Annotated in this window: 17 protein-coding genes; 11 read left to right on the top strand and 6 right to left on the bottom strand. The window is 72.7% G+C overall.

The annotated features are described in order from the left end of the window. Positions 1-76 precede the first annotated feature (76 nt). Complete coding sequence (locus ACWDLG_RS12300) at positions 77-1,684, top strand: protein kinase domain-containing protein (protein WP_449918924.1); 1,608 nt, start codon at positions 77-79, stop codon at positions 1,682-1,684. A 193-nt stretch (positions 1,685-1,877) separates the two neighbouring features. Further along, the gene (locus ACWDLG_RS12295) at positions 1,878-2,495 is read left to right on the top strand and encodes a hemerythrin domain-containing protein (RefSeq protein WP_354908156.1); all 618 of its coding nucleotides are present in this window, start codon (positions 1,878-1,880) and stop codon (positions 2,493-2,495) included. A 147-nt stretch (positions 2,496-2,642) separates the two neighbouring features. On the opposite strand, the gene ACWDLG_RS12290 is transcribed toward ACWDLG_RS12295, so the two are convergent. Together ACWDLG_RS12290 and ACWDLG_RS12285 are read right to left on the bottom strand one after the other, a co-directional pair. Then, entirely contained in the window at positions 2,643-2,981 is a 339-nt protein-coding gene (locus ACWDLG_RS12290; RefSeq protein WP_449918921.1) for a histidine phosphatase family protein, read from the bottom strand. A gap of 208 nt (positions 2,982-3,189) precedes the next feature. Next, a complete protein-coding gene (locus ACWDLG_RS12285) occupies positions 3,190-3,840 on the bottom strand; it encodes a CHAP domain-containing protein (protein ID WP_449918918.1) in 651 nt (216 codons plus the stop codon). A gap of 524 nt (positions 3,841-4,364) precedes the next feature. Here ACWDLG_RS12285 and ACWDLG_RS12280 point away from each other — a divergent pair. Genes ACWDLG_RS12280 through ACWDLG_RS12270 form a run of 3 tightly spaced genes read left to right on the top strand, consistent with a single transcriptional unit; the run spans position 4,365 to position 6,598 of the window. Beyond that, on the top strand, positions 4,365-4,736 hold the full coding sequence (locus ACWDLG_RS12280; protein ID WP_449918917.1) for a BlaI/MecI/CopY family transcriptional regulator: 372 nt from the start codon (positions 4,365-4,367) through the stop codon (positions 4,734-4,736). Further along, a complete protein-coding gene (locus ACWDLG_RS12275; RefSeq protein WP_449918914.1) occupies positions 4,733-5,683 on the top strand; it encodes a M56 family metallopeptidase in 951 nt (316 codons plus the stop codon). Before ACWDLG_RS12280 ends, ACWDLG_RS12275 begins: the two co-directional genes overlap by 4 nt. Positions 5,684-5,743: 60 nt before the next feature. After that, entirely contained in the window at positions 5,744-6,598 is an 855-nt protein-coding gene (locus tag ACWDLG_RS12270; protein ID WP_449918912.1) for a F510_1955 family glycosylhydrolase, read from the top strand. Between the two features lie 25 nt (positions 6,599-6,623). Here the strand turns inward: ACWDLG_RS12270 and ACWDLG_RS12265 are convergent, their stop codons facing one another. Continuing rightward, positions 6,624-7,283 (bottom strand): class I SAM-dependent methyltransferase, encoded by a 660-nt coding sequence (locus tag ACWDLG_RS12265; protein WP_449918910.1) that lies wholly within the window; start codon positions 7,281-7,283, stop codon positions 6,624-6,626. A 115-nt stretch (positions 7,284-7,398) separates the two neighbouring features. On the opposite strand from ACWDLG_RS12265, the gene ACWDLG_RS12260 reads away from it, so the two are divergent. The 3 genes from ACWDLG_RS12260 (at position 7,399) to ACWDLG_RS12250 (ending at position 11,420) form a co-directional block, all read left to right on the top strand. Further along, the gene (locus tag ACWDLG_RS12260; protein WP_449918908.1) at positions 7,399-7,953 is read left to right on the top strand and encodes a TetR/AcrR family transcriptional regulator; all 555 of its coding nucleotides are present in this window, start codon (positions 7,399-7,401) and stop codon (positions 7,951-7,953) included. Between the two features lie 192 nt (positions 7,954-8,145). Beyond that, positions 8,146-8,904 (top strand): ABC transporter ATP-binding protein, encoded by a 759-nt coding sequence (locus tag ACWDLG_RS12255; protein WP_449918906.1) that lies wholly within the window; start codon positions 8,146-8,148, stop codon positions 8,902-8,904. After that, positions 8,898-11,420 carry an FtsX-like permease family protein gene (locus tag ACWDLG_RS12250; RefSeq protein ID WP_449918904.1) on the top strand — a complete coding sequence of 841 codons (2,523 nt, stop codon included), beginning with the start codon at positions 8,898-8,900 and terminating at the stop codon, positions 11,418-11,420. The genes ACWDLG_RS12255 and ACWDLG_RS12250 overlap by 7 nt, the downstream gene beginning before the upstream one ends. Before the next feature lie 92 nt (positions 11,421-11,512). Here ACWDLG_RS12250 and ACWDLG_RS12245 read toward each other — a convergent pair whose 3' ends face one another. Together ACWDLG_RS12245 and ACWDLG_RS12240 are read right to left on the bottom strand one after the other, a co-directional pair. Next, the gene (locus tag ACWDLG_RS12245; RefSeq protein ID WP_449918902.1) at positions 11,513-11,983 is read right to left on the bottom strand and encodes a DUF3237 domain-containing protein; all 471 of its coding nucleotides are present in this window, start codon (positions 11,981-11,983) and stop codon (positions 11,513-11,515) included. Continuing rightward, positions 11,965-13,185: a flavin-dependent oxidoreductase gene (locus ACWDLG_RS12240; protein WP_449918900.1), complete on the bottom strand. Its 1,221-nt coding sequence runs from the start codon at positions 13,183-13,185 to the stop codon at positions 11,965-11,967. Before ACWDLG_RS12240 ends, ACWDLG_RS12245 begins: the two co-directional genes overlap by 19 nt. An 82-nt stretch (positions 13,186-13,267) precedes the next feature. On the opposite strand from ACWDLG_RS12240, the gene ACWDLG_RS12235 reads away from it, so the two are divergent. Beyond that, positions 13,268-13,765, top strand: coding sequence for a MarR family winged helix-turn-helix transcriptional regulator (locus ACWDLG_RS12235; protein ID WP_354908136.1), 498 nt, complete (start codon positions 13,268-13,270; stop codon positions 13,763-13,765). 73 nt (positions 13,766-13,838) lie between these two features. Here the strand turns inward: ACWDLG_RS12235 and ACWDLG_RS12230 are convergent, their stop codons facing one another. Continuing rightward, positions 13,839-15,038, bottom strand: a complete 1,200-nt coding sequence (locus tag ACWDLG_RS12230; protein WP_449918898.1) for a M20 family metallopeptidase — start codon at positions 15,036-15,038, stop codon at positions 13,839-13,841. 85 nt (positions 15,039-15,123) lie between these two features. Between ACWDLG_RS12230 and ACWDLG_RS12225 the strand changes: the two genes are divergently transcribed. Both ACWDLG_RS12225 and ACWDLG_RS12220 read left to right on the top strand, forming a co-directional pair. Beyond that, positions 15,124-15,582 carry an Lrp/AsnC family transcriptional regulator gene (locus ACWDLG_RS12225; RefSeq protein WP_354908132.1) on the top strand — a complete coding sequence of 153 codons (459 nt, stop codon included), beginning with the start codon at positions 15,124-15,126 and terminating at the stop codon, positions 15,580-15,582. 46 nt (positions 15,583-15,628) lie between these two features. Then, the gene (locus ACWDLG_RS12220; RefSeq protein WP_449918897.1) at positions 15,629-16,774 is read left to right on the top strand and encodes a hypothetical protein; all 1,146 of its coding nucleotides are present in this window, start codon (positions 15,629-15,631) and stop codon (positions 16,772-16,774) included. Positions 16,775-16,824 lie beyond the last annotated feature (50 nt).

The raw sequence follows: 16,824 nt of genomic DNA, 5'->3' as shown, positions 1-16,824 counted from the left end.
ACGCTCTGACTCATCCCTTAACTCCCGCACCGCCGCTCTGATACGATCTTGCCCCACTTCACTGGCTGGAGACTTCGTGACCGAAGCGGTGGCCCTCTTAGCTGAGGACCCACGAGTGGTCGGGCCCTACCGCCTGGAAGGGCGGCTCGGGCTGGGCGGGCAGGGCACCGTCTACATGGGGCGGGACGGCGACGGCGGGCTCGCGGCGATCAAGCTCCTGCATCCGCACCTGATGGCCGACCCGCGGGAGCGACAGCTCTTCCTGCGCGAGGTGGAGACGGCCAAGCGGGTCGCGCCCTTCTGCACGGCCCAGGTGCTCGACCTCGGGTTCGTCGGCGACCGGCCGTACATCGTCAGCGAGTACGTCGACGGGCCGTCGCTGCAGAACGCCGTGCGGGACAACGGGCCGCGCGGAGCGGCCGCCCTGCAGCGGCTGGCGGTCAACACGGCGACCGCCCTGGCGGCCATCCACGAGGCCGGGGTGGTGCACCGCGACTTCAAGCCCGGCAACGTGCTGCTCGGGCCCGACGGGCCGGTCGTCATCGACTTCGGCATCGCGCGGGCGCTGGACCTCAGCCAGTCGGTCATCAGCAGCCGGCCCATCGGCAGCCCCGCCTACATGGCGCCCGAGCAGATCGCCGGCGGCGACGTCGGGCCCGCGGCCGACGTGTTCGCCTGGGGCGCGACCATGGTCTACGCGGCCACCGGGGAGCGTGCCTTCGCCGGCGACTCGATCCCCGGGATCCTGCACGGCATCCTGCAGGGCGAGCCGGACCTCGGCGGGCTGGAGGGCGCGCTGCGGGAACTGCTGCGCGAGTGCCTGGACAAGGACCCGGCCCGGCGGCCCACCATCGTCCAGGTGATCGAACGCCTGCGCGCGCTGCCCGCCCCCGCCTGGCATGCCGCCCGCGGCGCCCGCTCGGGCGGCTTCGCCGTTCCCGACGTGCCCGGCGTCGGCTCCGGCGCCCCGACCGCTCCCGGTACCGCCGTCGCGGGCGGTCCTGCCGTACCCGCTCGGAAGGCGCGGCGCGGCCTGGTCCTCGGTACGGCGGGCGCGGGCGTGCTCGTCGCCGCGGCCGCCGCCTACTTCGCCCTGGCGCCCAGCGCCTCCGGCAACCACGCCGGGCAGGCGAGCCAGGCGGCGACCGTACCGGCCGTGGCGCTGCCGTCGTCTTCCGTGGTGCCCGTCGAGCCTTCTCCCAGCGCGCCCGAGACGCCGACCCTGGATGACACGCCCACTCCGAAGGCGACCAAGCGGTCGCAGGCGGCCAAGGCGGTGCCCCGTGCGAGCGCCGCCCCGCAGGAGGCGCCCCGGCAGACCCGCAAGACCACCACGACCTCCGACACGCCCACCACCACACGCACCACGAAGCCGACCCGCAAGCCCGTGACCGCGCCGATCGGGACCACGCCGCCGCGCGACGACGACCCGCCCCCGCCGCCGCACAGCGACCCGCCCGCGCCCGCCCAAGGCTCGATCACCTTCAACGACGCCAGCGCGTACTGCGCGGCGCAGGGCCAGAGCATGGCCGGCGGCACCTGGGACAACCTGTGGTGCTTCGGCGGCGCCGGGGCGCGCATCAGCGCGACCACGGTGTGCCAGTGGAAGTACCAGGGCCGCGACGCGGTCGCCGAGCAGCCGCCCAACACGTGGTCGCAGGAGGTGACCTGCCGGCTGTCATGACCGCCCGACCGGCCGCGACACCGCTCGTCCCGCGTCGTTCGGTCCCCTTCCCGCGAGCGTCCCCTCGGCTGGAGACGGCGGTGACGAGCGGCGGGCCCGCGTCCAGGTAACACCAACAGCTGTTCCGTTGTCCTCCAACTTGGCGTACGGCCCTCGCGTTCGGGTACCGGGGAGCGCCAGGAAGGGAGTAGCCATGACATCGGACGCCATCAGCATGATCACCGCGGACCACCGCGACGTGGAGCGGCTTTTCGACCGGCTCAAGAAGGACACCGAGGACCGCCCCGCGCTGCTGGCCGAACTGGCCGCCAAGTTCGTCGCCCACTCCAGGGGCGAGGAGGAACTGATCTACCCGGAGATCGCCAAGACCGTTCCCAGCGAGAAGGACCAGGTGCGCGAAGGCGCGGAGGAACACCACGAGGCCGAGCGGATGCTGCTCAGCCTCCTGGACGTCGACCCGGACACGCCGAAGTTCGACACGCTCCTGGACCAGCTCGTCCAGGCGGTCAACCACCACGTCCAGGAGGAGGAGAGCGAGATCCTGCCGGCGCTCAGGAAGGCGGTTCCCCGCCGGCGGCTGGAGGAGCTCGGCCGGGCCTTCAGCGAGCGCAAGGCACAGGAGATCCAACACGGTCTACCCGTGGGGAACGGCAGGAAGTCGGGCAAGCGGACCCGGGCCGGCGGAGGAGGATCCACGGGGATGAGCAAGGAGGAGCTGTACCACCGGGCTCAGGAGGCCAAGATTCCGGGCCGCTCGTCCATGACCAAGGAAGAGCTCACCAAAGCGCTGCAGAAGAGCGGGAAGGCCTGACGGGCCGGGAAAACCGTCCGGCAGGGGTCGCTCGTGACCCCTGCCGTCCAGCGGGGGGTCGCTCCTGACAGTGACACATGCGCGACGTGGCCACGCGCGCCCTGGTCCGGCGCTGAGCGGCGGGCTGCCGACCCACGCGGATGACGATCAGCCCCCGCCGGCGGGTCTCGTTCGGCTCGAAGGTGACGGGCGCCCGCGCCAGTCGGAAGGGAGGATGAACTCCCACCCGGGTTGCCAGCGAGGCGCCGCCTCGACGAGTGCCGTCAGGTCGGCGCCGCCCAGCAGACACTCCAGCGCCCAGCGGTTGGCGGAGTGCGCGATCACGAGGACCCGGCCCCCGTCCCGGCGGGCGAGCAGGTCGTCCAGGAAGTCGGCTGTCGCGGCGAGCACGTCGCGGTAGCTCTGCCCACCAGGAAAGGGCACGTCGACGTGCCGCGCCCGCAAGGGGGCGACGAGCGCCATGGGACGGGCCGCTTGCCAAGGCACAGCCTGACAACCTACTATGACAGTTAGTTGAGAAGGACCGATCGGGTGCGACAGGCGCGGGAGCCCCGACTCGAGCATGCCCGGCATCTTCCCCGTGGATGCTGGGCATCCCCCTGTTCCCGCTCGGCGCGGACCGCCGGCGGCCGCCACCGAGCCATCGACCCGCGATGTCCTGTCCGACGATACGGGCTCGTAGATCCGCCGGCTCTCAGGCCTGGTAGACGGGGTAGCCGTAGCCGACGACCTGCGAGGCGGCCCTGATCCGCTGCTCCACCCTGCCGTTGCCGGTGTTGCCTTCGATCGTGGTGATGGTGCCGTCCCCGTTGTCCTTCTTGACCAGGCCCATGTGGTCGATACCGCTGACGCTCTTGCTGCCGCTCCACGAGAAGTACACGACGGCGCCCGGCTTGGCGGCGCTTCCCCAACGCCGGTTGTTCTTGAACCACTGGGCCCAGGTGACGGTGTAGGCGTCCCAGCCGACCGTGGGCCTGGCGCCGGCCTTCTCGCCGACCCAGGCCACGAACATGGCGCACCACGGCGCGTTGGTGTAGGCGCGCAGGCTGCCCCCGTCGCGCTTCAGGGTCTCGCTCGCCCGCCGGGACGACATGTACCAGCGGTGGAAGGGGGTGCCGCCGCCGGAGGCGTTCTCCTTCACGCCGAGCTGTGACTCGGCCACCTTCAGCACCGCCGTGGCCGTCGCCGGGTTCCGCTTCTCGGCCGCCGGCGCCGGGACGGCGACGGGACGGGAGACCTGGGGGCGCACGTCGTTCGTGTGGCCGGCGAGGGCGGGACCGGCGCCCGCGATCGCGCTTGCCGCGACTGTCAGGCCCAGACCGATGCGGGACAGGTTCGCGGGCATACGGAAGTGAGAGAGGGCAGGCCTCGACATACTGGGGTTTGACTCCTTGTTTCATGCCGCCCACCGGGACGGGTTCGGGCATGGAAGTGCCCTACGGCGCTGTGTCGGTGCACGCGCCACCCTGGAGAGATGTGGGTTCCCGGCTCCGCGAGAGTGCGGACTCGGCGGCCGCGCCACGTCGGGCCTGAGGCTCCGACCGGTGGTCACGAATTCATCGGTATGCAGGCGGCAACCTGCCGCCTGGCGTCGCCCCAACGTAAGCGAACCGTATAGAGCGATGCAAGGCCGGGCCGCGAACGCCTCACGGGATCGCCTGCGCGACAGGCGTTCGCGAGGAAATTCTTTACCTTGGCGACGGCCGTCCCGCCTGGCCGGGCAACGGCCTTTCCGGCTGTTTCCAGGACCCGGTACGGCACGAGCGCGCCGTCGCCGCCGGGGACCCGCCTCACCGCCCACCCTGCCCCGGGCCACCCCGCGACAACCGGGCATAATCGGAGGAAACCCGCAGGTGGGAGGGGGTACGCATGATGCGCGGCCTGGGCGACCTGGAGTCCACGATCATGGAGCGCATGTGGTCCTACCGCAAGCCCGCGTCGGTCAGACAGGTGCTGGAGGACCTGCGCCAGGAGCGGGAGATCGCCTACACGACGGTCATGACCGTGATGGACAAACTCCATACCAAAGGGCTCCTCTCGCGGGAGCCCGTCGGCAAGGCCTACATCTATGCGGCGACCTCCTCCAAGGAGGCCTACACCGCCGACCGCATGCGTGAGTCGCTGGCGCGGAGCGGCAACCAGGCGGCCACGCTGGTGTACTTCCTGCAGCGGCTGACGCCGGAGGAGGCCGACGCCTTCGAGGCGGCGCTGCAGATCTTCCAGCCGAGGGACCGGCAATGACAACGGCCGTCCTGGCGGTGTACGCGATCATCGCCGCCATCCTGCTGCCGCGGGTGGTGGGGCGCGCGCGCTGGGCCGACCGCGCCCCCAGTCTGGCGATCGCGCTGTGGCTGGCCGCCACCACGTCCGTGGTCGCCTCCGTCCTGCTGGCCGCGTTCGCGCTGGCGGTCCCCGCCTCCATGGTGGGCCAGAGTTTCGCCGCGGTCTTCGACCTCTGCGTCGCCCTGTTCGGGCAGCAGCCGGGCCTGACGTCGACGACCACCGGCATCGCGCTCCTCGTCGCTGGCGCCCTCGCCGTACGGATCACCTGCTGCGCCACCGCCGTCCAGGTCCGCGTACGGACCGAGCGGCAGCACCACGCGGCGATGCTGCGCCTGCTCGGCGAGCGCGACCGCTGGCGCGGCGCCATCGTGCTGGACTACGACGAGCGGCTCGCCTACTGCCTTCCCGGCAGGCCGGGCGAGGCCGTCATCACCACGGCCGCCCTGCGGGCGCTCACGCCGGGGCAGGCCGAGGCCGTGCTGGCACACGAGCGGGCGCACCTGCACGGGCGTCATCACCTGCTGCTCGCGGGGGCGGAGGCGCTGGCCAGGTCCTTCCCGCGCATTCCCTTGTTCGAGCGCACCAGGAGCGAGGTGGCCAGGCTGCTGGAACTGCTCGCCGACGACGTGGCCGCCCGCCGCCATCCGCGCATTCTCATCGCCACCGCGCTGGTGCAGCTGGCCACCGGGCGCGCGCCCGACTTCGCGCTGGGCGCGGGAGGCGACACCGCGGTGACGCGCGTGCGCCGCATGCTCACCCACCAGGCGCCGCTCACGCCCAGGGAACGGCTGGGCGGCCTGCTCGCGGTGGCGCTGCTGCTCACCGGGCCCGCGGCGGTCGCTCTCGCTCCCGGGTTCGGCGACTTCCTCACGCATCACTGCCACGAAATCCTTCTCGGCTGCTAGACCTACGATGACGCGTAGTAGGCTGCGGCCGTACGTCTGGGACATCAGCGAGGTCGTCATATGCATGGAACGCGTCTCCGGATCCGCGCCGCGGCGGTCGCCGCGGCGCTGGTCGCGGCCACCGCCGCCTGCGGCACCGGCAGCCAGGCACCGGGCCGGGACCCGGGTGTCGGCCACATCCACGGCCTGGGCGTCGATCCGGCCGACGGCGCCGTCTACGTCGCCGGCCACTACGGGCTGTTCCGCGTCAAGGACGGCCGGAGTGTCGAGCGGGTCGCCGGCCACGTCCAGGACCACATGGGGTTCACGGTCGTGGGACCGAAGACGTTCCTGGCCAGCGGCCACCCGGGTGAGGAGGCGGCCGCCGCCTCGCCGCACCTCGGTCTCATCCGCACCACCGACGGCGGCCGGACCTGGGTGACGGTCTCGGAGGAGGGCACCGCGGACTTCCACGCGCTGGAGCAGTCCGGCGACACCCTGTACGGCTTCGACTCCCAGTCCGGGCAGCTGCGCCGCAGCGCCGACGGCGGCCAGAGCTGGACGCCCGGAGCCGAGGAACCCCTGATCGACCTCGCCGTGGACCGCGGCAAGGTCTACGCGACCACGCCCGAGGGGCTGAAGGTCAGCGAGAACGACGGCGCGGCCTTCGCGAAGGTGTCGAACGCGCCGCTGCTCAGCCACGTCGCCGCCTCCGCCGAGAACACCCTCGTCGGGCCGGGCACCGACGGCCGCGTCCACACCAGCCGTGACGGCGGCAGGACATGGACGGCCGGCGGCGCGCTGCCGGGCGCCGTCAGCGCGTTCACGGCCGTCGACGCGCGGCGGCTGCTGGCCGCCACCGAGGACAACACCGTCCTGGAGTCGAAGGACGGCGGCCTGACCTTCTCCCCGATCTTCCGGCCCCCGACCGGCTGACCAGGAGGAGTCCCGGGGACGAGCCCTACACGGAACTCGCCGGCCGGTGGGCGCGCACGTAGTACAGCAGGGACGGCAGCGCGCCTTCCGACTCCACGTCGAAGCCCGCGTCGGGAACGAGCCTGCCGAGCAGGTCGCGGGGATCGTGCCGCATGGCGGGCCCGGACAGCATGCCCACGACCCGCCTGGCGAGGTGGTTGGCGGGCGGCCGGAACTCGGCGATGACCAGCCGTCCTCCCGGCCTCAGCACGCGGAACATCTGGCGCAGCGCCGCGGGGCGGTCGTCGGCCGGGATGTGGTGGACGGCCAGGCTGGAGACCACCGTGTCGAAGGAGCCGTCGGGGAACGGCAGGTCCTGAGCGGCTCCCACCACGTAGGCGCAGTTGCCCGGCGCGCGGCCGCGGGCGTAGTCGATCATCTCGGGTGCGAGGTCGATGCCGGTGACCTGTCCAGCAGGGGTGACGACCGGGGAGATGACCCGGCTCAGGTAGCCGGTGCCGCAGCCGACGTCGAGGACCCGGTCGCCCGCCCTCGGCCTGGCCAGGGCCGCGACGCGGGTGAACGCGGCCCTGCGGCCCCCGGCGAAACCGATCGTCGCGAACAGCTCGTAGGCGCGCGGATGGTCGATGGTGCCGCCCGCGTCGGCGTGCTCGGCGTGGTTGTGCAGCAGCTTCCCCAGCCCCATGGCTTACCCCCTTGATACTGAACACTCTGTTCGTTAACAAATCATGCGTTCACTATGGTGAGAGGGTCAACGACCAGATCGGGCGAGGTGTGCGGTCCTGAACAGGAACGGGAAAGTGTCCGGAGACCGGCGCGTACGGCGCACCCGGCGGGCCGTCCAGGACGCTCTCGTGGCGCTCATCCTGGAGAAGGGCTACAGCGCCGTGACGGTCACCGACATCATCGACCGTGCCGACGTCGGCAGGTCGACCTTCTACTCGCATTTCGCCGACAAGCAGGACGTGCTGGTCAGCAACATCGAGGAGCTCGGCTTCCTGCACCCTGACCACGCCGTCCGCGAGGGGGAGCTGTTCGCGTTCAGCCTGCCGATGTTCGAGCACGTGCGGGAGCAGCGCTCGCTGGTGCGGGCGTTGCTGGGACGGCGCAGCGGCGGCCCGGCGGAGGCGCACGGGGAGCGCCTGCTGGCCGCCGTCGTCAGGGACGAGCTCGTCGCCAGGGCCGGCGGGCCGGCGCCTTCCCTCGACCTGATGGTGATCTGCGTCGTCGGCGCGTTCCTGGGGCTGGTGCGGGCATGGGTGGACGGCGAGATCTCCGCCACGCCCGCCGAGCTGGACGCCGCCTTCCGCGCGGCGACCGTTCCAGGCGTCCGGGCGGCGCTCGACCGGCTCTGACCTCGGCGAAGCCCCGCCCGCGACCACCCCGCGGCCGACCGGCGGGACGCGGCGCGCGGGAGACCCGCGCCTCGCCCCTGGTAGGGCCAGCACTACCTCCGAGACGGTAGACCACCAGCTGGTGTCCGAAATGACCGGATCACTACGTTAGGTGGCGGTCAAAGAGGCACACAGATCAGAACGGGGGCCGGAGTGACGACGCACGCGGTGCGCCTGAACACGGTGACGAAGACGTACGGGCACGGGACACAGGCGGTGCACGCGCTGCGCGGGGTCACGGTCGACCTGCCGCGCGGCGGGTTCACCGCCGTGATGGGGCCCTCCGGCTCGGGCAAGAGCACCTTCCTGCACTGCGCGGCGGGCCTCGACACGCCCACGTCGGGAACGGTCCACCTCGGCGAGGTGGAGCTGTCGGGGATGAACGAGACCCAGCTGACCGAGCTGCGCAGGCAGAAGGCGGGCTTCGTCTTCCAGGCCTTCAACCTGATCCCGGCGCTCAGCGTGACGGAGAACGTCACCCTGCCGCTCCGGCTGGCGGGCGCCAGGCCGGACCGCGCCTGGCTGGCCGAGGTGATCGCGCGGGTGGGTCTCGGTGACCGTACGGGACACCGGCCGTCGCAGCTGTCCGGCGGACAGCAGCAGCGGGTCGCGCTCGCACGGGCGCTGGTGACCAGGCCCGAGGTGGTCTTCGCCGACGAGCCGACCGGCGCGCTCGACACCCGCACCGCCGCCGAGGTGCTCGGCCTGCTGCGCCAGGTCGTGGACGCGACGGGCCAGACCGTGGTGATGGTGACCCACGACCCGGTGGCCGCGGCCTACGCCGACCGGGTGCTGTTCCTGGCCGGGGGCACGCTGGTGGACGAGGTGTGGTCCGCCTCCGCGGACGCGATCGGGCGGCGCCTGGCCGGCCTCGGCGGGTACGGCAGGCCGGCGGAGGCCGCGCGATGCTGAGACTCGCCTTCGCCACGCTGCGCGGCCGGATGTCCTCGCTCGCCGGTTCGTTCCTCGCGCTGCTGTTCGCCACGGCCGTGATCACCTCGTGCGGGCTGCTCATGGAGACCGGCCTGCGCGCGAACACGCCCCCGGAACGGTACGCCGCGGCCCCGGTCGTGGTGGCCGGCGACCAGTGGGTCTCCGTCGGCATCAAGGCCGGCGGGGACACCTCGGCCGAGATGAGCGAACCGCTGCCGGAGCCCGTGGCGGTCCCGGCCGCGCTGGCCGGGAAGATCCGTAAGGTGGAGGGCGTGACGCGGGTCGTACCCGAGCTCACCTTCCCGGTGGGGCTGGTGGGCCGGGACGGCCGGCTGGTCGGGGGCGCCGGAGGGCGCACCCTCGGGCACGCCTGGGAGTCCGCGGTGCTCGCGCCGTACACCCTGCGCGCGGGCCGGGCGCCCGCCGCGCCCGGCGAGATCGTCCTGGACGCCGCGCTGGCCGGGCGGGCACGGCTGGAGGTCGGCGGGACCGCACGCGTCCTGGGCAGGGACGGCGTCAGGGAGTACACGGTGGCCGGGATCGCCGGTCCGGGGCTGGCCCGGCAGTCGTCGGTGTTCTTCACCGCCGAGCGGGCCGCCGAGCTGTTCGGCCGCCCCGGCCGGGTGTCGGCCTTCGGCGTGACCGGGCAGGGCGACCCCGAGCAGCTGAAGGAGCGGATCGACGCCGCGCTGGGCGGCGCCGGCGTGGTCGCCCACGCGGGCGCCGAACGGGGGCTCGCCGACGACATCCGGGCCCTGACGGGCAGGGAGATGCTCGTCGGGCTCAGCGGCAGCCTCGCCGGGATCGCCGTCATGGTGGCGGTCTTCGTGGTGTCCGGGACGTTCGCGCTGACCGTACGGCAGCGCCAGCGGGAGATCGCGCTGCTGCGGGCGATCGGGGCGACGCCCCGGCAGGTCCGCATGATGCTCGGCCGTGAGGCCCTGCTGGTCGGGACGGTGGCGGCGGCGCTCGGCCTCCCGCTGGGGGTCGCCGTGGGCGACTGGATGTTCGGCCGATTCGTCTCGGTGGGGCTGCTGCCGGACACGTTCACGCTCGCCGTCGGCCCGCTGCCGATGCTGGCCGCCGTCGTGGCCGGGCTGGCCACCGCGTGGCTGGCGGCCCGCGCCGCCGTCCGGCGGGCGACGCGGATCCGCCCCACCGAGGCGCTGGGCGAGGCCGCGGTGGAACACCGCGCGCTGGGCCGCGGCCGGATGATCAGCGGTCTTGCCTTCCTCGCCCTGGGGTCGGGCGTCACCGGTCTGGCGATGTCCATGACCGGCGAGACGGCGGCCGCGAGCGCGGGCGGGATCGTGCTGTTCCTCGTCACCGCCGCCGCGCTGCTGGGGCCGTGGCTCGTCCGGCTGGCCGCCGGGCTCGTCGGCGGCGCGCTCGGCCGGGCCTCCCGGGTGGGCGGCTACCTGGCCGTGGCGAACACCCGGGTCGGGGCCAAGCGGCTGGCGTCCGTCGTGAGCCCGCTCATCCTGCTGATGGCGTTCGCCGCGACCATCCTCTTCACCCAGTCGACGCTCGGCCACGCCGCCACCCGGCAGGCCGCGGAGGGCAACCGCGCGGACTACGTGCTGGAGTCGGCGGGACCGGGGCTGCCCGCGCAGGCGGCGCGCGCGGCGCGGGCGCTGCCGGGGGTGAAGGGCGTGACGGAGGTGATCGAGACGCAGGTGATCGCCCACCACGAGCAGCTGGGTGACCCCATGCTGACCTCGTACGGCGCCATCGGGCTGACCGTGCCGGCGCACGGGATCGACCTGGGCGTGCGAGCCGGCTCGCTGGACCGGCTGGACGACGGCGGGGTCGCGCTGAGCACGCTCAGCGCCGGCACCCTGGGCGCGTCGGTCGGCGAGAAGGTACGGCTGCGCCTCGGGGACGGCACGCCGGTCACGCGGACGGTGGTGGCCGTCTACGAGCGGGGCCTGGGCTTCGGCGACGTGGCCCTGCCGTACAGCGTGGTGCGTGACCACTCGGCGTCGGGCATGACCGGCCGTCTGTACGTCGTGGGCGGCGAGAAGGACCGGCTCACCGGGCTGGCGCCCGGCCTGACGGTCCTCGACAGGGCGGAGGCCGCCACCGCGCGGGACGCGGCGCAGGAGCTGAGCGACATGGCCAACCTCCTGGTCCTCGGGATGATCATCGTGTTCATCGCGATCTCGGTGGTCAACACGCTGGTGATGGCCACCGGATCGCGGGTGCGGGAGTTCGCGCTGCTTCGCCTGGTCGGCGGCACCCGGCGGCAGGTGCTCAGCATGGTCCGCTGGGAGGCGCTGCTGGTCGGCGGCATCGCGGTGACGGTCGGTACGGCTGTCGCCGCCCCGACGCTGATGGCGCTCAGCTACGGCGTGACGGGCTCGCCATGGCCGTACGTGCCGCCGCTGGCCTACGCGGCGATGGCGGCGGCGACGCTGGGACTGGCCTTCGCGGCGAGCCTCGTGCCCGCCCGGACGGTGCTGCTCGGCAGGCCGGCGGAGCAGATCCGCGGCTGACCGCCGTCCTGCGGGCTCCACCGGGAGTGGAAGCGGGCCGCGACGCGCTGCCGCGCGTCGCGGCCTGCTGATGGTGTCAACGGCGCCTCCTGTCAGCGCAGCGCGTAGGCGTCGTAGTGGACGGCCGTGGCCGCCCGCAGCCCGGACGCGACGGCGAGGGTGTGGTTGAGCCAGAGGTATCCGGGCGCGGCCGTCTCGAACCTGACCGCGAGCCGGAAGTAGTAGTCGGCCGGGTCGACGGGCTCTCCGCGGCCGAGCGCGGCGATCACCTCGGGCGGGCCGTGCCGTACCCCTGAGGTCTGGATACAGATCAGCGCGCCGTCGTGGGTACGCAGGGTGTAGCGGGCGTCGATGGTGGCGCTGCCGTCGCCGTGCACCACCTGCCAGTCCGCTCCGCCGGGCAGGACGGTTCCGGCCATCCTGGGTCCGTCGAACGACCCGCCCAGCACGTCGATCACCCGCCGGTGCCCCCGCGGCGTCTCGCCCAGGTCCTTGACCGCCGCCAGCTCGACCCGGAACCGGGCCAGCGGCTCCAGGCCCGGCCTTACCGGTTCGTCGAACATGTGTAGGAGGCGCGCTGGTTGAGGAGTTCGGGGTCGAAACCGGCCTTGCGCTTGTAGCCGGCGGCGATCGCGGCGAGCTCGGCCCGCGGGATGACCTGCTCGATGTCGGCGAAGCCGCCGGGGGCCCGCTCGTGGGCGAGCTTCATGACGACCTCGGGGCCCATCTCGCGGTTGGCCAGGCAGAGCGCGGTGGTCGGCGGGCGCCGGTCCCGCTCGTAGGCGGCCAGAGCCTGGTCGATGTCGCCGGTCCCGGCCAGGTGGAAGGCCAGCACCCGGGCGTCGAGGATGGCCTGGGAGGCTCCGTTCGACCCGATCGGGTACATGGCGTGGGCGGCGTCGCCGAGGAGGGTGACCCTGCCGTGGGTCCAGCGCGGCAGCGGGTCGCGGTCGACCATCGGATACTCGTAGATCGCCTCGGCGCCGGCGATCAGCCCGGGGACGTCCAGCCAGTCGAAGCGCCACTCGGTGAAGTGCGACAGGACCTCTTCCGCCGGTACCCGCCTGTTCCAGTCGCCCCGGTCGGTCGCCTGTCCTGCGACGGGCCGCTCGGCGATCCAGTTGATCAGCTGCGGGTCGCCGTCCTTGATGGGGTAGGCGACGAACTTCCGCTCCCCGTCGCCCGCCATGATCATCGATCGGCCGGTGAGGAACGGCGGGGCGTGGGTGGTGCCGCGCCACAGCACGAGCCCGTTCCACGGCGGCGGACCCTCGTCCGGATACAGCCGCGCCCGCACGGTCGAGCGGATGCCGTCGGCCCCGACGAGCAGGTCGAACCCCAGCGTCGAGCCGTCGGCGAACCGCGCCTCCGCCTCGCCGAAACCGGTCAGCTCGCGCCCGGTGAGCACCGGCACGCCGCTCGCCTCGACCTCGCGCAGCAGCAGCATCTGCAGCTCGCCGCGATGGATCGAGTACTGCGGCCAGCGGTATCCGGCGGCCGGCCCGCGCGGCTCGCTCCAGATCAGGGAGCCGAAGCGGTTGTGGTAGGCGAGCTCGGCGGTGGCTCTGGCCCGCTGCTCGAGCTGCGGCGCGAGCCCCAGCTCGGTCAGCTCCCGTACGGCATGCGGAAGCAGGTTGATCCCGACCCCCAGGGGACGGAGCTCGGCCACGGACTCGGCCACGGTGATCTCGGTGAACCCGGCGGCGCGCAGGCTCAGCGCTGCCGCGAGGCCACCGATGCCCCCGCCGATGATGAGGATGCGCATCAGCTACTCCCGGAAATTGATTTGGCCAAAACTATTTTGGGCATAATCATCGGTGCGGGCAAGAGGGTGGGAGGATCGCCGGATGGAACGGCTGGACGTCTGGTACGAACGTCACGCGCGCGAACTCGTCGCCAAACTGCCCGTCGAGGTCGACACCTCGACCTTCGGGCTCGCCTACAACCTGCTGCACCTGTCGTACGTGCTCGTGGCCGACCTCGAATCGCGCATCCACCGGCCCCAGGGGTGGACGCTGCCCGGCTTCCGGCTCATGTTCAAGCTCTGGCTGCTGGGGCCGTCCAGGGTGAGCGACCTGGCCGACTTCTCGGCCATGACGCGCTCGGCGGTCTCCAACGCCGTCAACACCCTCGAGGCGGCGGGGCTGGTCGAGCGGCAGGCCGTACCGGATGACCGCCGGGCGGTGCTGGTGGCGCTCACGGAGGCGGGACGGCAGGCGGTGAGCGGCGCCTTCGAGGAACAGAACCGGCGCGAGCGCGAATGGTTCGCCCCCCTGTCGGCGGAGCAGCGGGAGCAGCTCGCCGACCTCATCCGCACGATCATCGCCAGCCGCCCCGACGCCTGACCGGCACCCGACGGCGCACCGACGCGGCCACCAGGCATCCATGCGCGGCACCAGCAGGTCGACCCCGGGGCCGTCATGCCAGCATGGCGCTCGCGTAGCGGGCGTACACGGCGGCGCAGCGGCGCATGGCGGCCTCCTCGACGTACTCGTCCGGACCGTGGGAGACGTCCAGGCGGCCCGGGCCGTAGCCGAAGGCGGGGATGCCGAGCTGGGCGTACCAGCGGGTCTCCAAAATGCCCGCGCACAGCTCGAACCGGGCCGGGGCACCCTCGACGTCGCCGACGACGCGGGCCAGCGTGGCGGCCGCGGGATGATCCTGGCCGGTGCCGGCGGAGGGCTGCAGCTGGGTCGTGCGGACCGACACGGTGGCGCCGACCTCTTCCGCGGCGTCCTCGATGAGGGCGGTCAGCCGTCCGAGCTCGGCCTCCAGGTCCTCTTCGGGGTTGTAGCGGCCGTCGACGGTGAAGTAGGCCGCGCCGGGGACGACGTTGAAGTTCGCGCCGCTGCCGGACGAGCCGCCGACGACGAGCATGCTGCCGGGAGCGTCGGCGGGGTTCAGCGGAAAGCCGGTGTGCCGTTCGGCCAGCTCGGCGGCGTAGCGCTCGACGGGGCGGGCGATGTGCAGCATGTGCTGGAAGGCGTTCACGCCGCGGTGGGCCTGTCCGACGTGGGCCTCGCGGCCCTGGATGTCGACGCGGACGGAGACGGCGCCGCGGGCGGCGTTCCAGATGCCGCCGCCGCTGGGCTCGGCGGTGAGCATGGCCAGCGCGGCCGGGTCGATCAGCCCCGCCGCGCGCAGGTGGCCGGCTCCGGCGACGCTGCCGGTCTCCTCGTCGCACACCAGGTGCAGCACGATCCGGCCGGCGCCGAGCAGGCCGAGATCCTTGGCGGCCGCGGCGCCGTAGAGCATGCTGACGATGCCGCCCTTCATGTCGGCCGTGCCGCGCCCGATGATCCTGCCGTCGCGGCGTACGGGCGTGAACTGCGCCCGGTCCTGGGCCGGCACCACGTCGAAGTGGCCGTGGAAGTAGACGAGCCTGTCACCGTCGCCGGCGGTGCCGCGCACGACGCACGGGTCCGCCGACCCGCCGGCCGGGTCGGCGACCGGGATGACCTCTGGCGCCAGGCCGAGGCGGTCCATCTCCTCGCGCAGGACCTCCGCGCAGCGGCCCAGGGCGCGTCCGGGCGGGTTCTCGGAGTCGACGGCCACCAGGCGGCCGAGGAGGGTGGCCATGTCCTCGGCTCGGCGCTCCAGCCAGACCTCGATCGTCATGGTCCCCACCTTTCCGTCGGTCACGGGAAATTCTAGGTGGATATCCGCCTCATATGGTTGTCGATTATGACGATATGATCGGCAGATGAGCAATGAAGTGACCCTCGACGCGATCGATCGAGAAATATTGTTTCAGCTCCAGCAGGACGGCCGGTTGACCAACGTCGAGCTCGCCCGGCGCGTGGGGCTCACGCCGCCCCCCTGCCTGCGCCGCGTCAAACGCCTGGAGGAGGCGGGCGTCATCAGCGGCTACCGAGCGACCGTCAACCACGAGCTCCTCGGTGGCGGCCTCGAGGTCATCGTCTCCATCGAGGTCGGTGTGAGCGACCTCAAGACCCTGGAGGAGCTGGAGAGGACCATCGCCGCCTACGACGAGGTCGTCGAGTTCCGCCGGCTGTTCGCCACACCGGACTATCACCTGCGCGTCCTGGTCGCCGACTACGCGGCCTACGAGGCGTTCCAGACCGGAAAGATCATCGGCATTCCCGGCGTGGCCAGGGTGATCTCCCAGCCGACCATGAAGAAGATCAAGGTGCTCGACTGACCAGGCCCGCCGACCGGAAAGCACCCAGGCCTACGATCATGGTGTGATGGGACGCGCATTCGCTCTCGTGACCGTGGCCGTGACCGCGGTGGCCTGCTCCACCCCGGTCGACACCGCCCGGGAGCGCCCACCCCGTCCCACCCCGGCCAGGAGCGTCACCTCCTCCGTCACCTATCTCGACCTCCGATGGGACGCGCTCAGCGCGCGCGCCATGGGCATGTCCGAGAAGGACGTCAAGAGCCGCATGTCGGGGTCGTTGGCCGACGTGGCGGTGATCACCCCCCGCGACGTGTGGGCGGTGGGCGCCAGTACACCGAGCGACACCCGGCGATGGCACGAGGAGACCAGGGCCGTCGTCCTGCACTGGAACGGCAGCGGCTGGCGCCCCGTCAAGCCTCCGGCGGGCATGCGGTCCCCCGATCTGATCGCCGCCTCGTCGAGCGACAACGTCTGGGTGATCGAGCGCTACCGCCCCGGCGTTCACCGGTGGGACGGCCACACCTGGACCGACCTGGGCGCGCCACGCATCACCGACCCCGCCGTCCCGAAGGGGTTCTCGCTCGGGCTGGGCAGCGCGGTCGTGACCGGCCCGCGCGAGGCGTGGGTGGCGGGGAAGGCCTACGTCGACGACGAGGGGCCCGCGTACCCCTACCTGGCCAGGCGGACGGCTTCCGGCTGGTCGCAGGTGCCCACCCCCGGCGGCATGACGATCAGCCGGCTCGAGGCGCTGTCGCCGGACGACGTGTGGGCGGTGGGCGAGAAGGACGGCACGCTCGCCATCGCGCACTGGGACGGTCGCCGCTGGCGTCCGACCCCCACCCCGGTCGCTCCGACCCGGGGCGCAGACGTCGCCATCAGGGCGGTGTCGCGCGACGAGGTATGGGCGACGGTCGCCTCCATCGCGCGGGTCATGCGGTGGGACGGCACGCGCTGGACGGTGCTGCCGCCTCCCCCGACCGGAAGCGCCTGCATGATCACCGGTGGTGGGCGCGGGAAGCTGTGGATGGTCGCCACGGAACACACCAGGGTCCAGCCGCGCATCTCCACGGTGTCCGCGGTCCTCCTGCGTTACGACGGCCGCAGCTGGAGCGTCGAGGACCTGCCCGCGAGCTACGCCAAGTGCCGCGGGGCGCTGGCGCGCGACCCGGACACCGGACGGCTGTTCTGGGCCGCCGACTTCACCGCGAAGTAGCGCGGCGGCCCGACATGTGGCGCCGGGCCGGTGCGAACGGCTTAATCCCG

Source organism: Nonomuraea sp. NPDC003727, from assembly GCF_053586935.1.
The sequence above is the reverse complement of the archived record's forward strand: the minus strand, read 5'-3'. Positions and strand labels throughout refer to the sequence as shown.

Excerpts from the sequence above, each read along its gene's own strand:
- ACWDLG_RS12280 (WP_449918917.1), top strand. The coding sequence starts at position 4,365 with ATGATGCGCGGCCTGGGCGACCTGGAGTCCACGATCATGGAGCGCATG.
- ACWDLG_RS12250 (WP_449918904.1), top strand. The coding sequence starts at position 8,898 with ATGCTGAGACTCGCCTTCGCCACGCTGCGCGGCCGGATGTCCTCGCTC.
- ACWDLG_RS12235 (WP_354908136.1), top strand. The coding sequence starts at position 13,268 with ATGGAACGGCTGGACGTCTGGTACGAACGTCACGCGCGCGAACTCGTC.
- ACWDLG_RS12240 (WP_449918900.1), bottom strand. The coding sequence starts at position 13,185 with ATGCGCATCCTCATCATCGGCGGGGGCATCGGTGGCCTCGCGGCAGCG.
- ACWDLG_RS12295 (WP_354908156.1), top strand. The coding sequence starts at position 1,878 with ATGACATCGGACGCCATCAGCATGATCACCGCGGACCACCGCGACGTG.
- ACWDLG_RS12220 (WP_449918897.1), top strand. The coding sequence starts at position 15,629 with ATGGGACGCGCATTCGCTCTCGTGACCGTGGCCGTGACCGCGGTGGCC.
- ACWDLG_RS12245 (WP_449918902.1), bottom strand. The coding sequence starts at position 11,983 with ATGTTCGACGAACCGGTAAGGCCGGGCCTGGAGCCGCTGGCCCGGTTC.
- ACWDLG_RS12275 (WP_449918914.1), top strand. The coding sequence starts at position 4,733 with ATGACAACGGCCGTCCTGGCGGTGTACGCGATCATCGCCGCCATCCTG.
- ACWDLG_RS12285 (WP_449918918.1), bottom strand. The coding sequence starts at position 3,840 with ATGCCCGCGAACCTGTCCCGCATCGGTCTGGGCCTGACAGTCGCGGCA.
- ACWDLG_RS12230 (WP_449918898.1), bottom strand. The coding sequence starts at position 15,038 with ATGACGATCGAGGTCTGGCTGGAGCGCCGAGCCGAGGACATGGCCACC.
- ACWDLG_RS12225 (WP_354908132.1), top strand. The coding sequence starts at position 15,124 with ATGAGCAATGAAGTGACCCTCGACGCGATCGATCGAGAAATATTGTTT.
- ACWDLG_RS12265 (WP_449918910.1), bottom strand. The coding sequence starts at position 7,283 with ATGGGGCTGGGGAAGCTGCTGCACAACCACGCCGAGCACGCCGACGCG.
- ACWDLG_RS12270 (WP_449918912.1), top strand. The coding sequence starts at position 5,744 with ATGCATGGAACGCGTCTCCGGATCCGCGCCGCGGCGGTCGCCGCGGCG.